Annotated in this window: 11 protein-coding genes and 1 pseudogene; 7 read left to right on the top strand and 5 right to left on the bottom strand. The window is 59.8% G+C overall.

Annotation, left to right across the window (positions count from 1 at the left end):
• Nucleotides 1-10 precede the first annotated feature (10 nt).
• Nucleotides 11-349, top strand: a complete 339-nt coding sequence (locus J3P79_RS01180) for a hypothetical protein (protein WP_014335964.1) — start codon at nucleotides 11-13, stop codon at nucleotides 347-349.
• A 108-nt stretch (nucleotides 350-457) separates the two neighbouring features.
• On the opposite strand, the gene J3P79_RS01175 is transcribed toward J3P79_RS01180, so the two are convergent.
• Nucleotides 458-829: a DUF6124 family protein gene (locus tag J3P79_RS01175; RefSeq protein WP_434607507.1), complete on the bottom strand. Its 372-nt coding sequence runs from the start codon at nucleotides 827-829 to the stop codon at nucleotides 458-460.
• Between the two features lie 520 nt (nucleotides 830-1,349).
• On the opposite strand from J3P79_RS01175, the pseudogene J3P79_RS01170 reads away from it, so the two are divergent.
• Nucleotides 1,350-1,574: pseudogene (locus J3P79_RS01170) on the top strand (helix-turn-helix domain-containing protein); the annotation flags it as partial.
• A gap of 343 nt (nucleotides 1,575-1,917) precedes the next feature.
• Here the strand turns inward: J3P79_RS01170 and J3P79_RS01165 are convergent.
• The 4 genes from J3P79_RS01165 to lapG form a co-directional block, all read right to left on the bottom strand.
• The gene (locus tag J3P79_RS01165; RefSeq protein WP_434607505.1) at nucleotides 1,918-3,093 is read right to left on the bottom strand and encodes an integrase core domain-containing protein; all 1,176 of its coding nucleotides are present in this window, start codon (nucleotides 3,091-3,093) and stop codon (nucleotides 1,918-1,920) included.
• A 447-nt stretch (nucleotides 3,094-3,540) separates the two neighbouring features.
• A complete protein-coding gene (locus J3P79_RS01160) occupies nucleotides 3,541-3,687 on the bottom strand; it encodes a hypothetical protein (RefSeq protein WP_434611639.1) in 147 nt (48 codons plus the stop codon).
• A gap of 377 nt (nucleotides 3,688-4,064) precedes the next feature.
• Nucleotides 4,065-6,011 carry a cyclic di-GMP receptor LapD gene (lapD, locus tag J3P79_RS01155; protein ID WP_434607503.1) on the bottom strand — a complete coding sequence of 649 codons (1,947 nt, stop codon included), beginning with the start codon at nucleotides 6,009-6,011 and terminating at the stop codon, nucleotides 4,065-4,067.
• A gap of 14 nt (nucleotides 6,012-6,025) precedes the next feature.
• Nucleotides 6,026-6,646 (bottom strand): cysteine protease LapG, encoded by a 621-nt coding sequence (gene lapG / locus J3P79_RS01150; protein ID WP_411829957.1) that lies wholly within the window; start codon nucleotides 6,644-6,646, stop codon nucleotides 6,026-6,028.
• A gap of 270 nt (nucleotides 6,647-6,916) precedes the next feature.
• Here lapG and J3P79_RS01145 point away from each other — a divergent pair, with 270 nt between their 5' ends.
• From J3P79_RS01145 to J3P79_RS01125, 5 genes are all read left to right on the top strand, one after another.
• Entirely contained in the window at nucleotides 6,917-7,597 is a 681-nt protein-coding gene (locus J3P79_RS01145) for a GntR family transcriptional regulator (protein WP_434607501.1), read from the top strand.
• A gap of 690 nt (nucleotides 7,598-8,287) precedes the next feature.
• The gene (locus J3P79_RS01140; protein ID WP_434607499.1) at nucleotides 8,288-9,064 is read left to right on the top strand and encodes a DUF3050 domain-containing protein; all 777 of its coding nucleotides are present in this window, start codon (nucleotides 8,288-8,290) and stop codon (nucleotides 9,062-9,064) included.
• Nucleotides 9,061-9,993, top strand: coding sequence for a diiron oxygenase (locus J3P79_RS01135; RefSeq protein ID WP_434607496.1), 933 nt, complete (start codon nucleotides 9,061-9,063; stop codon nucleotides 9,991-9,993). The genes J3P79_RS01140 and J3P79_RS01135 overlap by 4 nt, the downstream gene beginning before the upstream one ends.
• A 10-nt stretch (nucleotides 9,994-10,003) precedes the next feature.
• Complete coding sequence (locus J3P79_RS01130) at nucleotides 10,004-13,429, top strand: amino acid adenylation domain-containing protein (protein WP_434607494.1); 3,426 nt, start codon at nucleotides 10,004-10,006, stop codon at nucleotides 13,427-13,429.
• A gap of 31 nt (nucleotides 13,430-13,460) precedes the next feature.
• On the top strand, nucleotides 13,461-13,934 hold the full coding sequence (locus tag J3P79_RS01125) for an SRPBCC family protein (RefSeq protein ID WP_434607492.1): 474 nt from the start codon (nucleotides 13,461-13,463) through the stop codon (nucleotides 13,932-13,934).
• Nucleotides 13,935-13,981 lie beyond the last annotated feature (47 nt).

Here is a 13,981-nt window from a genome sequence, read left to right as displayed (position 1 = left end):
GGGATGCCCAATGTTTTATGTGCAACGCGATGCACAAGGCCTGCTGGTGCGCGTAGAAGCCACTGCTTACGCCGAGGCCACCGAAACCTTGCCGGCCGACAACCACGAGATCCAGGACTGGTTCGCCAACCAGGCGGTGGAAAACAGCCTCAAGCAGCTCAAGCAGAGCGACCTCGAGATGATCCGGGTACTCGATGACTTGATCCAGGTGCTGACCAGCAAAGGCGTCATCCGCGTCACCGACCTGCCGCCGGCGGCCCAGGCCAAACTGATGGACCGCAACCAGGCTCGTGAAGCCTTGGGTGGGTTGAGCCGGTTGATCGATGATGATGAGAAGGGGTTGATCTAGGCTGCCTCGTCGTTCCAGGCAGCTCCCTCGCCATACACTTTGTGGTGTCTGGGCTGCCGCCTTCGCGAGCCTGCTCGCGAAGGCGATCTTCAATTCCCTACAGTTTTTTCAGACTGACGCTTGAACTTCTAGCCGATCCATCGCCCGCTCCACCAACAAATGCACCCCATCCGCCATTCGACTGAGCGCCAAGATCACGCTACGGCGCGAGCCGTCGACGTCATCTGCCAGGTCGGCCGCGATGGCGCTGATGGACAGTAGGTCTTCGCAGGCGTTGGCCAGTAGGGTTTCGGTGTCGATGTCCGGGGCGACCATGAACAGTTGGGCGGTTTGGGGTTTTCCCGAGGCTTTATCGGTGGGTTTGGGATTGAGGTAGTAATCGAGGGCGCGTTCGGCGGCTTCGTCGAGTTTTTTGGGTTTCGAGGATTTGCTGGGGGTCTTGCCAGGGTCTCCTGGCGGATTTGGAGTTACTTTGAACATTTGAGATTTCCTAAACAGTTAAATGGAAACCGTCACCGTTCGCTTGCACGCGAATGAGGGTGGCGGCCGTACGCAGGTGTGCAAGACCGGGCCTGTTTAGGACACCCAGCAGATCCAAGGATCTCCCGCGTGCAGCCGCCATAAAGCCAGCGGGCAGAAGAAAGCCCCTGAGCGATGTAGCGTCGCATCCTAAACAGTTTTTCGGACTTGCACGTCCGTGTCACCGTTTTTTTCGGTGACAACCCCAGACTAGCCACGAGACAGACGCCGGACAAGTTCACCAAGTTCGCTACAACTTGAAGGAAATCTCCTAGGATTTTGCTTTCAGAAAAGGGGGTATATCCGTTTCTGCGGTAACGGCTACCGGCGGTTCCGCTCTTACAGCGGGTCACTTTTTTCAAACGCCAAAAAAGTAACCAAAAACGCTTTCCGGTATGACTCACCCACATAGGTTACAAATCAGTTCACGCACATAGGTAACAGTTTTTAACTGGCAGGGTCGGTTTTCGAGGATCTGACCATGCCATGGCGAGAGCTGAAATCTATGGACCTGAAACTGCTATTCATCGCGGACTACATCAAAGGCCCGCCCAGCTTCAGTGCGCTTTGCCAGGCTTACGAGATCAGTCGCAAGACTGGCTATAAATGGGTCGAGCGGTATGAGAAGGAAGGGCCGGCGGGACTGGAAGAACATAGCCGTCGTCGGCTTACCCAGGAATGGGTGGTGCCCCTGGCTGCTCGCGATGAGACCAGCTCATCCAACCTCACTGTAAACTGACCCTCCGCTTTCGCGAGCAGGCTCGCTCCCACAACTGGACCGGGGTACAGCCGGGAGAATCAGGTCGGCCATACCGCCGCTTTGCTTTTGCTTTTGATCTACCAGGCCCCGTTAACCACGATGGCCGAACGCAGGCATTGTGGAGTGGGCATCCCGGCATGGATGCCGGGATAGCCGCGCAGGGCCATGGATGGCCCATCGCGGCGGGCCCACGGAGCAATGCCTTCGTTCGGGCATGCCGAGCCTAGGCGAGGCACCGAGTGGTGGGGCAAGTATACGGATCACCCACATGGGTTACAAAAAAGTGCACTCACATAGGTAACACCCGGAGTGTCACGTAGCCATCAATGGCATCTCTTACATCAATCCGCCCAAGAATAATTGGACCGAAGATAACATCCCATATCCCGTCCCCTACTTGCTCCAGTCCAATGGTCTGGTGCTTGAGCACATAGCCGACGTAGACCCGTAGACCATGGCGATTGACGATGCCCGAGCAGTCCGCTTGGAGGCTATCGATATGGCTCGGGTAGGTCATTTCGGGAAGCTTCTCAGGGTATTGACGGGGCGAAGGCTCATAGCAGGACGCGGGTGTCTTCTGCTTCAGAGCCTCGTGCAAACGCTCGTAGTTGTAATGTTGCCTGAAACGATCAAAGTGCCGTTGTTTAGCCTCCCACGCTACTGCTGGTGGTGACGGAAGAGTACTTTTCAACGTCCGATGCATACGTTCATGTCGACCATTTTGCTCCGGCCTGCCGGGTGCGATCCGCTCAGGAATGATCCCTAGACGCAACCACCAGATGGATAACTGGGAAAGGCCCGCACGCCCTTTACTCGCAAACGGAACACCATTGTCGGTACGAATGCGCTCCGGCAGACCATGCTCACGAAACACCTGAGTAAACACCGCCTGTGTTTCCTGGAAGTTAGTGTTAGCCATGCTGTGGCAAGCGAGCAAGAAACGACTGGCATGGTCCATGATCGTCAATGGATAGCACCAGACGCCCGCACCTGTCAGGAATTGGCCTTTGTAATCGGCGCTGAATAACTGGTTGGGGGCCTCTGCTTTCTGCAGTGGTTTAGGATAAACCGCCACCCGTTGACGCAGTCGGCGTGGTTTGACCAGCTCAGCTTTCTTTAGAATGTTGTAGATCGACGTCTTTGATGGCGGCGCCTGGTCAGGGAAACGCTCAAGCAAAGCCGCCTGAATTTTCTTGGGGCCAGGCTCTGTCTCACCCCGACCGCGTAATTCAATGATCGCTTCGCGAACAGCCAGGGGCACCACCCATTCCTGGGTAAGCCGACGACGGCTATGTTCTTCCAGTCCCGCCGGCCCTTCCTTCTCATACCGCTCGACCCATTTATAGCCAGTCTTGCGACTGATCTCGTAAGCCTGGCAAAGCGCACTGAAGCTGGGCGGGCCTTTGATGTAGTCCGCGATGAATAGCAGTTTCAGGTCCATAGATTTCAGCTCTCGCCATGGCATGGTCAGATCCTCGAAAACCGACCCTGCCAGTTAAAAACTGTTACCTATGTGCGTGAACTGATTTGTAACCTATGTGGGTGAGTCATACCCAAGCCTTTTTTGCTTACTTTTTTTGGCGTCTGAAAAAAAGTGAGTCGCCGTAAGGGCGAAACCCTAAGCCGCCGTTACCGCAGAAACGGATATGTACTCGCTCAAAAACCTAACCAACAACCGTCACCCCCAACGCCGAGGCTCCCCAACCAACTGCCCCTGCACCCCAAACAACCCCATCTCCCACATGGTTTGCAGGTATTCACGACATCTGCACACAACCCAAAAACCTGTGGGAGCGGGCTTGCTCGCGAAGAGGCCGGCACATTCAACATCTTCATCGACTGTGAGAATGCTTTCGCGAGCAAGCCGGCTCCCACAGGAGAAACGCGGTTCCCACCAAACCCAGGTCGGCCATCAGGCCGCCTCGCCTTTGCTTTTGCTTTTGATCTGCCAGGCCCCGTTAACCACGATGGCCGAACGCAGGCATTGTGGAGTGGGCATCCCGGCATGGATGCCGGGATAGCCGCGCTGGGCCATGGATGGCCCTTCGCGGCGGCCCACGGAGCAATGCCGGAGTGCGGGCATGCCGAGCCTAGGCGAGGCACCGAGTGGTGGGGCAAGCCTTTTTTGCTTACTTTTTTTGGCGTTTGAAAAAAAGTGAGTCGCCGTAAGGGCGAAACCCTAAGCCGCCGTTACCGCAGCAACGGATATGTACCCGGAACAACTGTAGGAACGACCCTACCAGTTAAAACCGTTACCTATGTGAGTGAACTGGTTTGTAACCCATGTGGGTGAGTCATACCCAAGCCTTTTTTTGCTTACTTTTTTGGCGTCTGAAAAAAAGTGAGTCGCCGTAAGGGCGAAACCCTAAGCCGCCGTTACCGCAGCAACGGATATGTACGCGGTCAGAGGGATACAACCCGCCTCACCAGCCGCCGTCACCCCCAACGCCGAGGCTCCCCAACCAACTGCCCCTGCACCCCAAACAACCCCATCTCACGAATCACCGCCAATTCCCCTTCCGTCTCCACCCGCTCGGCAATCAACGGCAGGTCGATACTGTGAGCAGCACGCTGGATCGCCTCGATGAACAGCCGCTTATCGCTCTCCTGATCAATAGCCCGGATGTAACTGCCGTCGATCTTCAGGTAAGCCAACCCCAGCCGCGACAAGTTGCCAATCATGCTGAATCGCCCGCCAAAACGCTGCAGGCTCAGGGAGAAGCCAAGGTCGCGCAACTGCCGGGTCAGTTGCTCCAGCACCGCTTGCTCGGGCAGTTGCTCTTCACCGATCTCCAACGTCAGGCGCGACCCGAGGTTGGAGTGGGCCCGCAGGATTTCAAATACCTTGTTCAACGCCTGAGGATCAGCCAGGGTTGCGGATGAAAGGTTAAGCGCCAGGGACTGGTCATGCCCTGCCATCTGCTTGAGCACCTGTTCGAGCATCAAGCGGTCCAGGCGCGCCGTCCAGCCGAAGCGCTCAAGCCACGGCAGGAATCGGCCGGCGGGAATGGTCTGGCCCTGCTCGTCAAGCAACCGCGAAAGCACTTTGTAGTGCAGCACGACTTGGGTGTCCTGGGCGGCCACCACCGGCTGGAAGTACAGTTCGAAGCGTTGATCGCTCAGGGCCCGGTCGAGCAGGTTGTGCCAGGCATGATGATCATCCCCCACGCTGGCTGACGCGCTGTGTTCCAGGCAGGCCCAGCCCGGTTCGCCCTGGCTTTCGGCCTGGGCCAGCGCCTGGTCGCCGAGCTGGAGCACCGCTTGCGGCGAGTCGCCATGCACGAACGGAGCAAGCCCGATGGACGCCACCGATGCCACATCGGTCGCGCCAGTGGCGTGCAAACTGGCCAACGCGCTTTCCAGATTCTGTGCTAATTGCAGCGCTTCCTCGCGCACCAGCCCGGGCGCCAGCACGGCAAACTCACCACCGCGAATACGCGTCACCAGATTGTGGGTTTCAGGGTATCGAGCGCACTCACGCAACAACTGTTCGCCCACGGCCTTGAGCAACTGGTCGGTGCGCTGCCCGCCCAGCCGCTGGTTCAGACCGGCGAGGTCCCTGACCCGCAGCAACAGCAGGTAACCGGAACTGGCTTGCTCAGGATTGCTCACCCGGGCATGCAACTGCATCTCGAAATAGCGCCGATTGGCCAGCCCCGTAAGGTTGTCCTGATAGGATTCCACCCGCAATCTCTCGCTGCGCTCAGCCTGCTCCTGGAACAGCGCCTTGAGCTTCTCGACCATCTGGTTCATCGCCTGCACCACGCGCCGCAGTTCAGGCGTGCGTGGCAACTCCGGCAGACTCAGGAACTCACGTCGGGCGATGGCATGGGACTGATGCACCATGTAATCCAGGGGCTTGAGTTGGCGACGCAGCAACAGGGCCCCCAGCACCGCGCTCACGGCGCCGCACAGCAACAGCCAGCCCAGGCTGCCCAACGCGCTCTGCCACAGCTTGGCCAGGGCAAACATCGGGTGACTGACCACTTCGACCCGCGCCGCCTGCTCCCAACCGCGGCTGACGATCGCATCGCCGCCGGCAGGCTCCAGGCCGATGAGCTTGATGAACCACTGCGGTACATTGCCCGCATCCGGAGTACCGGTGCGTTCGACCAGGGTTTTATCGGTCGTCACATCGACCACGCGGATGCTTGCGTAGTAGCCGCTGTCGAAGATCGAGCTGACCATCAACTCGACCATCGCCGGGTCGTCGATGTTAGGCGTCAACGACAGCGCCAGCGCCGTGGCCGCGTCTTGGGCATGGGAACGCAGCTGATTGACGTATTGGGTCCGCGAGCTCTCCAGGCTGACCATGAAGCTGCCGCTGAAGGCAACCACCAGGAACAGACAGATAGCGATCAACAGCTGTTTGAACAAGGACATCTGAGCGCGCGCTCCTAGTTAGTCGTCTCGACCGGAAAACCTTCGGCCTGCATTTTCTTCAACACATCCTGCCACCGGGACAGGCGCTTGGTGTCGCCCACTTTCTTGTTGCCCTTGCCTGACAGCCAAAGTCCTTCGGCATTGAAAGAGTAGACCGGCAGCAAGTCGGTTCGCTGGCTGGCCGGCTGGATGCCGTCGATCAGGCTGTCGAGGACCAGTGGCATGGCATCGGGGGTGGCGTAATACGTCAGCACCATGTGTGCACGGTTCTGCCGCAGGGCCTTGACGTAGGTGATGCGCAGCTTGTCACTGGACACCCCGAGATGACGCAGGCTGAAATACTTGGCGATGGCGTAGTCTTCACAATCGCCGGCGCCCTTCCACAGGGCCTGGATCGGGGTTTCCCAGTAGTCGACCTCACGCCACAAGTCGATGTCTTCCACATAGCGCACCTGTTTGTTGAAGAACAGGTTCACCACCTTGAGCTGTGCCAGCTCCGGGATCTGCTTCTGGGTCGCCAGCAATTGCTGCCACGCATCGATTCGTTGCTGTCCTTCGCCCAGCGGCCCATATAACGCTTGCGCCCGCCGGCTGATCTGCGCAAAGTCCCAGTCGGCCCGTAGCCCGCCCAGCATCAGGCCGGCCAGCAGCAATGCCGAACACAGCCAGCGCAAGGACCTGAGGACCGGAGAAGGTGCAGCCAAGGGAATACGTCCGAAAAGGGCCGTTGGAAAATTCGTTGGATGGTGAAGCCTGGACCGGCAAAAGACAATGGCAGGTTGCAATCACCGCAAGCAGACTAAACTTTAGTTCAGGAACCGGCGCCGCGAATTTTGACGGCTTGGCAATCTGTAACTAATGTTGGCTTGGATCCAATTATTCGTTACTACCAGTCAGGTGTTGTCGTGACACAGAAGCCCAAACCGTTAAGCACCATCCAGGTCAACGGGCCCATCCCCGCTGCCCAGGCCCGCGCAATCATTGAAAGCTCGTTGCGCGAAGCGATTCTCGACGGGCGCCTGCCCAGTGGCACTGCGTTGCGCCAGCAGGAACTGGCCGACCTGTTCGGGGTCAGCCGCATGCCGGTACGCGAAGCGTTGCGCCAACTCGAAGCACAGTCGTTGCTCGACGTGGTTCAGCACAAAGGGGCCGTGGTAGCGCCGCTGATCACTAGCAATGCGGTCGAAACCTACGCCCTGCGTTCGGTCCTGGAAGGCTTCGCCCTGCGCCTCTCCATTCCGCTGCTTGACGACAACGACCTGGCCCTGGCTGCCCAATACATCGAGCAGCTCGAAGGGCAGACCAATTACGCCGAGATCGCCAGGCTCAACCGCCTCTTCCACATGTCGCTTTACCACAAGGCGCCCAATGCCAAGCTGCTTGACCTGGTCGAGCGCGAACTCAACGAAGAAGAACGCTTCCTGCGCTTTCACCTGTCATCCATGGGCCTGGGCAAGCTCACCCAGGATGACCATCGCGCAATGCTCGCCGCCGCGTCAGCCAAAGATGTAGGTCAAGCGGTGCATCTTCTCGAAGAGCATCTGGAAAAAGCGTCCGTCACCATGCGTCGTCACCTCGAACGCTAACCGCCCCCCAGCTCCTGCGCCGGCCACTTGGCCGGCGTAGTACTTTCTTACATACCTATACGCCACCAGATTGCCCGCTGGACACGGCCCGGCCGCGGCCGCGATTCGCCCCTGCGTCAGTTCAATGGAACTGCTATCGATTTGGGCTCACTCTTGCGTTTATCGGTTCAAAAACAGACCTGAAGAAGTCAGCGCCCCGGCTGTAGCCCAGGCGAATCGAAACCACCATGCAAGGAGCGCCGCACAACTGGCGGAAAGACCTGGAGGTCCGACCGGGAATCCGCCCATAAAACACTGAATTCCTATTCCCCCAATCCCTGAAGTGCTCCGAGTGAGGCATTCACTCGAACCATTCGATTCTGATATTCATAAATCGGAAGGGGCAACTTCGCGCCAATAAAACTTACACGCAAAGTTTTATCCAGCCTCTTCGCGCCCAATAAAAGAGCAACTTTAAATAATAAAAATATAACTTGCGAAGCGTTTGATACATGTACTAATTTTTTAATCGCCGCGTTGCCTTCGACCACCTACGAGCAGCACGAAAGGCACAGGCATCAAGCCACATAGCCATAAGCAGGTATCAGATCGAAGTTCCAAGAGAACATGAATTCCGGTTCAGGCACTCGCTCGCCCTGACAAAAACAGGCGAGCAACTTCCGGATAAATAACATTGATGAGGACGTTCCAATGCAGTCAACCAAAGAACAACTATCTCTGAAAAAGCACGAACTTGGCGAACACCCGGTTTTTTCTGAAATAACATCAATCGACCTGTTGCGCCGCTTTATGGAAAGCCACGTTTTTGCCGTGTGGGACTTCATGTCCCTGACCAAGCGCCTGCAACGGGAACTGACCTGTATTCAACTGCCATGGCTGCCTCCCGCCGATCCCCATGCTGCGCGCCTGATCAACGAAATCGTCCTGGGCGAGGAATCCGACGACCGTCCCGGCGCCGGCTATTGCAGCCACTTCGAACTGTACCTGGACGCCATGCGCGAGGTCGGTGCAGACACGCGACCGATTGAACAATTCATCGCACTGCAGCAAGAAGGCGTCAGCCCCGAAACCGCGCTGGACAGTGTCGAGGTGGAACCGGCCGCGGCGCGCTTCGTGCGCCAGACGTTGCACACCGCCCTGCACGCCCCGGCCCACAGCGTGGCCGCCGCATTCGTGCACGGTCGCGAAAGCGTCATTCCGCAGATGTTCCAACGCATGCTGGACGCTTGGGGCATTGGCCTGGATCAGGCGCCGACGTTTCGTTACTACCTGCAGCGCCATATCGAGGTGGACTCCGAAGACCATGGCCCGGCAGCGGAGAAACTGCTGGCGCGGCTGATCGATGGCGACCCGCAGCGCGAGCGCGAAGTCCTCGCCGCCGCTCTGGCCGCCGTCCACAGCCGCACAGCATTGTGGGATGGCCTGCGCCTGAGCATGACCCAGCCGGTTGCGCAGGTGACGCCATGAATGCCGTCCAATACCAATCCTTCGCCGACGCCTGGGAAAGCCGTGCAACGATCCGCACCCGGCCACGGCGCCGGGTCGAGGATGACGACAAGCTGATCTTTCCCATGAGTCGCCAACCCATGGTGCACAGCCAGACCTTTCTGACCCATTGCCCGCAACTGCGTGATTTTGTCTTGGTGCAAAGTCTCTACAAGTTCATCAATGACGTGGTGATTTTCGAAACCGAGCTGGTGGATCACACCGCCCGACGCATCGCCAAGAACCGCTTTGGCATCGAGTTTCCGTTCGCCTGTCGCTACGACGCGATGACCGTAGTGGTGGACGAGGATTACCACGCCCTGGTGGCGATGGACTTCATGCAGCAAACCATCGAGATGACCGGCATTTCACCGATCCCGTTGCCCCAGCAGATCGAGCTCAGCCGCGCGATCCCGGCGACACTGGCGCGAACGCCGGAGCATCTGCTCAGCGCCGTGGAATTGATCTGCATCGCCATCGCCGAGAACACCGTGACCAACGAGGTGGCAGCCTTTGCCCGGGACGATTCGGTCAAGGCCTCGATCAAGGGGCTCATGGCCGACCATCTGCTGGACGAAGGACGGCACTCAGGTTTCTGGACGCGGCTGGTACAGATTTACTGGCGCACCGCGCCCGAAGAGGACCGCGAGACGATTGCGCGGCTGATGCCCGGCTTCATCGCCGATTACCTGGCGAGCGACCTGCAGCAAACGTTCGACTTCGAGTTGATCAACCACCTGCCCATCGACGAATCGGCACGCCAGTCGCTGCGCGAAGACGCCCGGGCGCTGGCTTACCCCATCAACCGCTTTCACCCCTTGGTAGGCAATATCACGCGTTTTTTTCGCGGCAGCTCGATGCTGGCGTCAACCTGCGTGCGCGATGCCCTGGCCGACTACCTGACCCCATGAGGACCTTCCGATGAGACGCCTCGAAATCGCAGTGTCTGGCCACAGCCAGGCCCTGGCCGAACTGGCCCGGGAACTTGAACAACACGGCCATGGTGTCGTGGATTTGCAATCACCTGCCAGCCATGGCGCGATCGACCTGGCGATCGACGACGGCACGGCGCCATGTTCCATCGCGGCTGGTTTTCAGCTTCAGCTGCGCGTGGCACTCCAAGCAGTGCCCGGCCAGGCATTGCCGCAACCGGTGGTGTTTTTCCGTGACGGGGCGCAGCGGTTGCTGATCCGCGAAGCGATCACCGAACCGAGCGACGGCAACGGCCAGTCGCTACGCCAGCACGCTACAACCGCAGTGGTCGAGCATGGCGCGCGGCTGGTCAGCCATCTGTCGCGTGATGAGCACGGCTTCGATCAATGGCGGACGGCACCCCACGAGCCTACCGGCCAGCCCGAGCATGGGCTCGATGCGCTGGAGCCGCTGGCCTTCGAGCACCGTCTCAACCGGCCTGCGGTAGCGTGGCTGCTGGCAGCCGCGAAGGTGCCGGTGATGCACAATATCGAGCAGCGGATGCTCGACGACGCGTCGCAACCTGCCCTGTGTGTCGAGGGCCAGCTCATCGACTACAGGACTCTGCGCGATTCAGTGCTGCAACTGCAGGAGGCCATGACGGCAAGCATGCGAGGAGCAACCGGTCGCCCATGGGTGATTGGCGTGTGCCTGGCAAAATCCGCGCGACTGTATGCGGCGATCCTGGCGGTGCTGGGACTCGGGGCGGTGTACTTGCCGCTGGACCCGCAGCACCCCGCGCAACGCCGACGCTTCATCCTCGACAACGCCAAGGCCGACCTGTTGCTGCACGACGGCGACAGCGACCTGGGCGAGTGCCCGACGCCGATGCTGAACGTCCATCGGCTGCCTCCGTCCAAGCCCGGTCTCCCGGCTTCGACGATCCGCCGCGTGGTGGATGCCGACGACCCGGCCGTGGCGATCTACACGTCCGGCACCACCGGCCAGCCCAAGGGAGTCTTGCTCAGCCATCGCAACCTCAGCCATTTCTGCGCCTGGTACGGTGATCATGTCGGGCTGCGGCGTGACAGCCGCGCGTTGCAGTTTTCCACCATCAACTTCGACGCATCGTTGTTGGATATCCTGCCGACCTTCATCCAAGGTGGGCTGCTGGTGGTGCCCAGCGAGGACCAGCGTCGCGACCCGCAGCGACTGGAGGCGCTGATTCGCGAAGAGCGCGTCAGCCACGCCTTCCTGCCGCCTGCGCTGTTGAGCGTGATGCCGCTGGAAGCGCCCCTGGGGCTGGCGCACCTGATCACCGGCGGCGACGTCTGCGAGCCGTACGTGATCGAGCGACTGGCGCCGCAGTGCCGCTTCCACAACATCTATGGCCCGACGGAAACCACGGTGCTGGCGACCACGCGGCAATTCGCCGTGGGTGACAACAACCGCAACCTCGGCACTCCCATCGCCAACGGCCGCGTGCTGATCCTGGACGAACAACTGCAACCGGTGCCACAAGGCACGCCTGGCGAGTTGTACATCGCCGGGCCCGGGGTCGGCCTGGGATACCTGAACGATCCGGCGCTGACCGCCAGCCGTTACCTGGACCTGACGCTGCCCGCCAGGCAAACACTGCGCGTCTATCGCACCGGTGATATCGGCCAGTGGACCGACGACGGAATCGAGCTGTGCGGCCGCCGCGATAACCAGGTGAAGATCCGCGGCTTTCGGGTCGAGCCCGAGGAGATCGAACATTGCCTGCGCGACAGCCAGGTGTTCCGCCAAGTGGCGGTGGGTGTCGACGAGCGACGGCGGATCCTGGCATTCCTGGCGAACCCCGTGGACGATCGACCCGGCGCGGCGCTCAACGTCCTGCGCCAGCATGTGCAGGATTCGCTGCCCAGCTACATGCACCCGGCGGCCTATATCGAGCTGCCCAGCCTGCCTTACACCAGCAATGGAAAGGTCGATCGCCGGGCATTGCTGGAGTCTGCGGGATCGGTCCAGGCGGGTCAGCAAGGGCGCCAGCCGCAAAATGACTTGGAGACGCAGCTCCAACAGCTATGGGCCGAGCTGCTGGAGTTGCCAGCCGAGGACATCGCCACCGACGAGAGCTTTTTCAACCTGGGCGGGCATTCGATCCTGCTCTCGCAATTGCTGCTCAGTATCCGCCAGTCGTTTGGCCGCAGCCTGTCGATCAACCGCTTCATCGAAGCACCCACGTTGATCACCTTGGCAAAGTTGCTCGACGGCCCCGAACAGAGCGATCCATCGACCCTGAGCCCCCAGGCCTTCATCGACGCCGAAGCCGAACTCAACCTCGATCCGCTGCCCATCAGCCAGTGCGGTGATGTGCATAAAGTGATCGTGACCGGCGCCAACAGCTTTCTCGGCGTGCACATCGTCGAAGCGCTGCTGGCGTGGGGCGCCACGGAAGTGGCGTGTCTGGTGCGTGAATCCGGCGGGCAAAGCGCGGCTCAGCGCTTCGCCCAGGCCCTGCGGGAAAATCACCTGGAGCATCTGGACCTGAGCCGTGTCAGCGTCTACGCCGCCGACATCACCCAGCCGCAATTAGGCTTGCCGGACGACACCTACCAGCGCATCGACAGCACGTTCGGCGCGTTGGTGCACAACGCCGCCCACGTCAATCATGTGCTCGACTACGAGTCCCTGGCGCGGGACAACGTCGAGCCGATCTTCGAATGCCTGCGCCTGTGCGAAGGACGCAGCAAAAAGATCTTCAACTTCGTCTCGACGCTGTCGGCCTCCAGCACCCTGGACGCCAACGGGCAAGTGCTGGAGCAGCCCGCGGCCAGGACGCCACCGATCTACATCAAGAACGGCTACAACCTGTCCAAATGGGTCGGCGAGCGGATCCTGCAACGGGCCCGCGACCTTGGCGTCCGGGTCAATCTGTTCCGCCCCGGCAACATCAGCTTCAACAGCCAGACCGGGGTTTGCCAGCCTCACAAGAACCGCTTGATGCTGATGCTCAAGGGTTCTATCCAACTCGGCCAGGTACCGGATCTGTCGCTCAATTTCGACCTGATGCCAGTGGACTTCCTCGCCCGTTTCATCGCCTTCCACGCGAGCCGTTACCAACCCAACCAAGCCGTGTTCAACCTGCACAATCCCGAGCCCTTGAGCTGGGACGCGTATGTGGCGTCGTTCCGCGACAGTGGCCGTGAGTTCTCGTTGGTCAGTGTCGCTGATTGGCAACAGCAGCTGGCGCGGGTCGACACCGACAACGCGCTGTTCGGCGTGCTGGGTTTCTACCTCAACGGCTTTGAGGAAGACATCGGCGACATCTCGCTCATCCGCCATGACAACGCCCGTTCCGGCGTACGGCAGATGGGCGCCCGTTACCCGGAAAAATCCCCGGCCCTGCTGCGCCGCGGCGCTGATTACCTCAAGGCCATCGATTTCATCTGAAGCAATCCAACCCAACGCAAGGAGCAAGACCATGAGTGCCTTTCAACCCGACACCCTGATCAAGAATCCCCACGCCTGCCGAGTCGAAACCTCGGTGGAAGTACCCGCCGACGCCGCGCACGTCTGGGAAATGGTGGGCGATTTCGGCGGGTTCAACCGCTTTATCCCAGCCCTTGAATCCATCGAAATGACCGGCGAGGGCGTGCGATCCCTGCGCAAGAAATTCTTCCGCGATGGACAAAACCTGGTGGTGGAACAGCTCAACAGCCGTGACGACCACGCCATGCACATGACCTGGACGCTGATCTACAACACCCTGGGTATCGACAACCTTTGGGCGGCGATGTGCGTGGAGCCCCTGGGAGATAACCGTTGCCGCGCCACCTGGACGATTATTGCCGACCACACCGACGCGCATACACCGGAGGGGTTCAGGGACTTCCTGCAAGGGTTCGCCGATGAGGCGATGGAGAATGTCCGCAAGCAGTTCCTTGAAAGAGGCTAATCAAGACAACCGCAAACCCTTAGCGAGGGAGCAAGCTCCCTCGCTAA

The sequence above is a fragment of the Pseudomonas sp. R1-7 genome (assembly GCF_051132105.1).
In the GTDB taxonomy this organism is placed as follows: Bacteria; Pseudomonadota; Gammaproteobacteria; order Pseudomonadales; family Pseudomonadaceae; genus Aquipseudomonas.
This window is presented reverse-complemented; position numbering and strand designations above follow the sequence as displayed.

What these genes read in the sequence shown, in the direction of transcription:
- J3P79_RS01125 (WP_434607492.1), top strand. Translation starts at nt 13,461, where the DNA reads ATGAGTGCCTTTCAACCCGACACCCTGATCAAGAATCCCCACGCCTGC.
- lapD (WP_434607503.1), bottom strand. Translation starts at nt 6,011, where the DNA reads ATGTCCTTGTTCAAACAGCTGTTGATCGCTATCTGTCTGTTCCTGGTG.
- lapG (WP_411829957.1), bottom strand. Translation starts at nt 6,646, where the DNA reads ATGCTGGGCGGGCTACGGGCCGACTGGGACTTTGCGCAGATCAGCCGG.
- J3P79_RS01180 (WP_014335964.1), top strand. Translation starts at nt 11, where the DNA reads ATGTTTTATGTGCAACGCGATGCACAAGGCCTGCTGGTGCGCGTAGAA.
- J3P79_RS01130 (WP_434607494.1), top strand. Translation starts at nt 10,004, where the DNA reads ATGAGACGCCTCGAAATCGCAGTGTCTGGCCACAGCCAGGCCCTGGCC.
- J3P79_RS01135 (WP_434607496.1), top strand. Translation starts at nt 9,061, where the DNA reads ATGAATGCCGTCCAATACCAATCCTTCGCCGACGCCTGGGAAAGCCGT.
- J3P79_RS01175 (WP_434607507.1), bottom strand. Translation starts at nt 829, where the DNA reads ATGTTCAAAGTAACTCCAAATCCGCCAGGAGACCCTGGCAAGACCCCC.
- J3P79_RS01165 (WP_434607505.1), bottom strand. Translation starts at nt 3,093, where the DNA reads ATGCCATGGCGAGAGCTGAAATCTATGGACCTGAAACTGCTATTCATC.
- J3P79_RS01140 (WP_434607499.1), top strand. Translation starts at nt 8,288, where the DNA reads ATGCAGTCAACCAAAGAACAACTATCTCTGAAAAAGCACGAACTTGGC.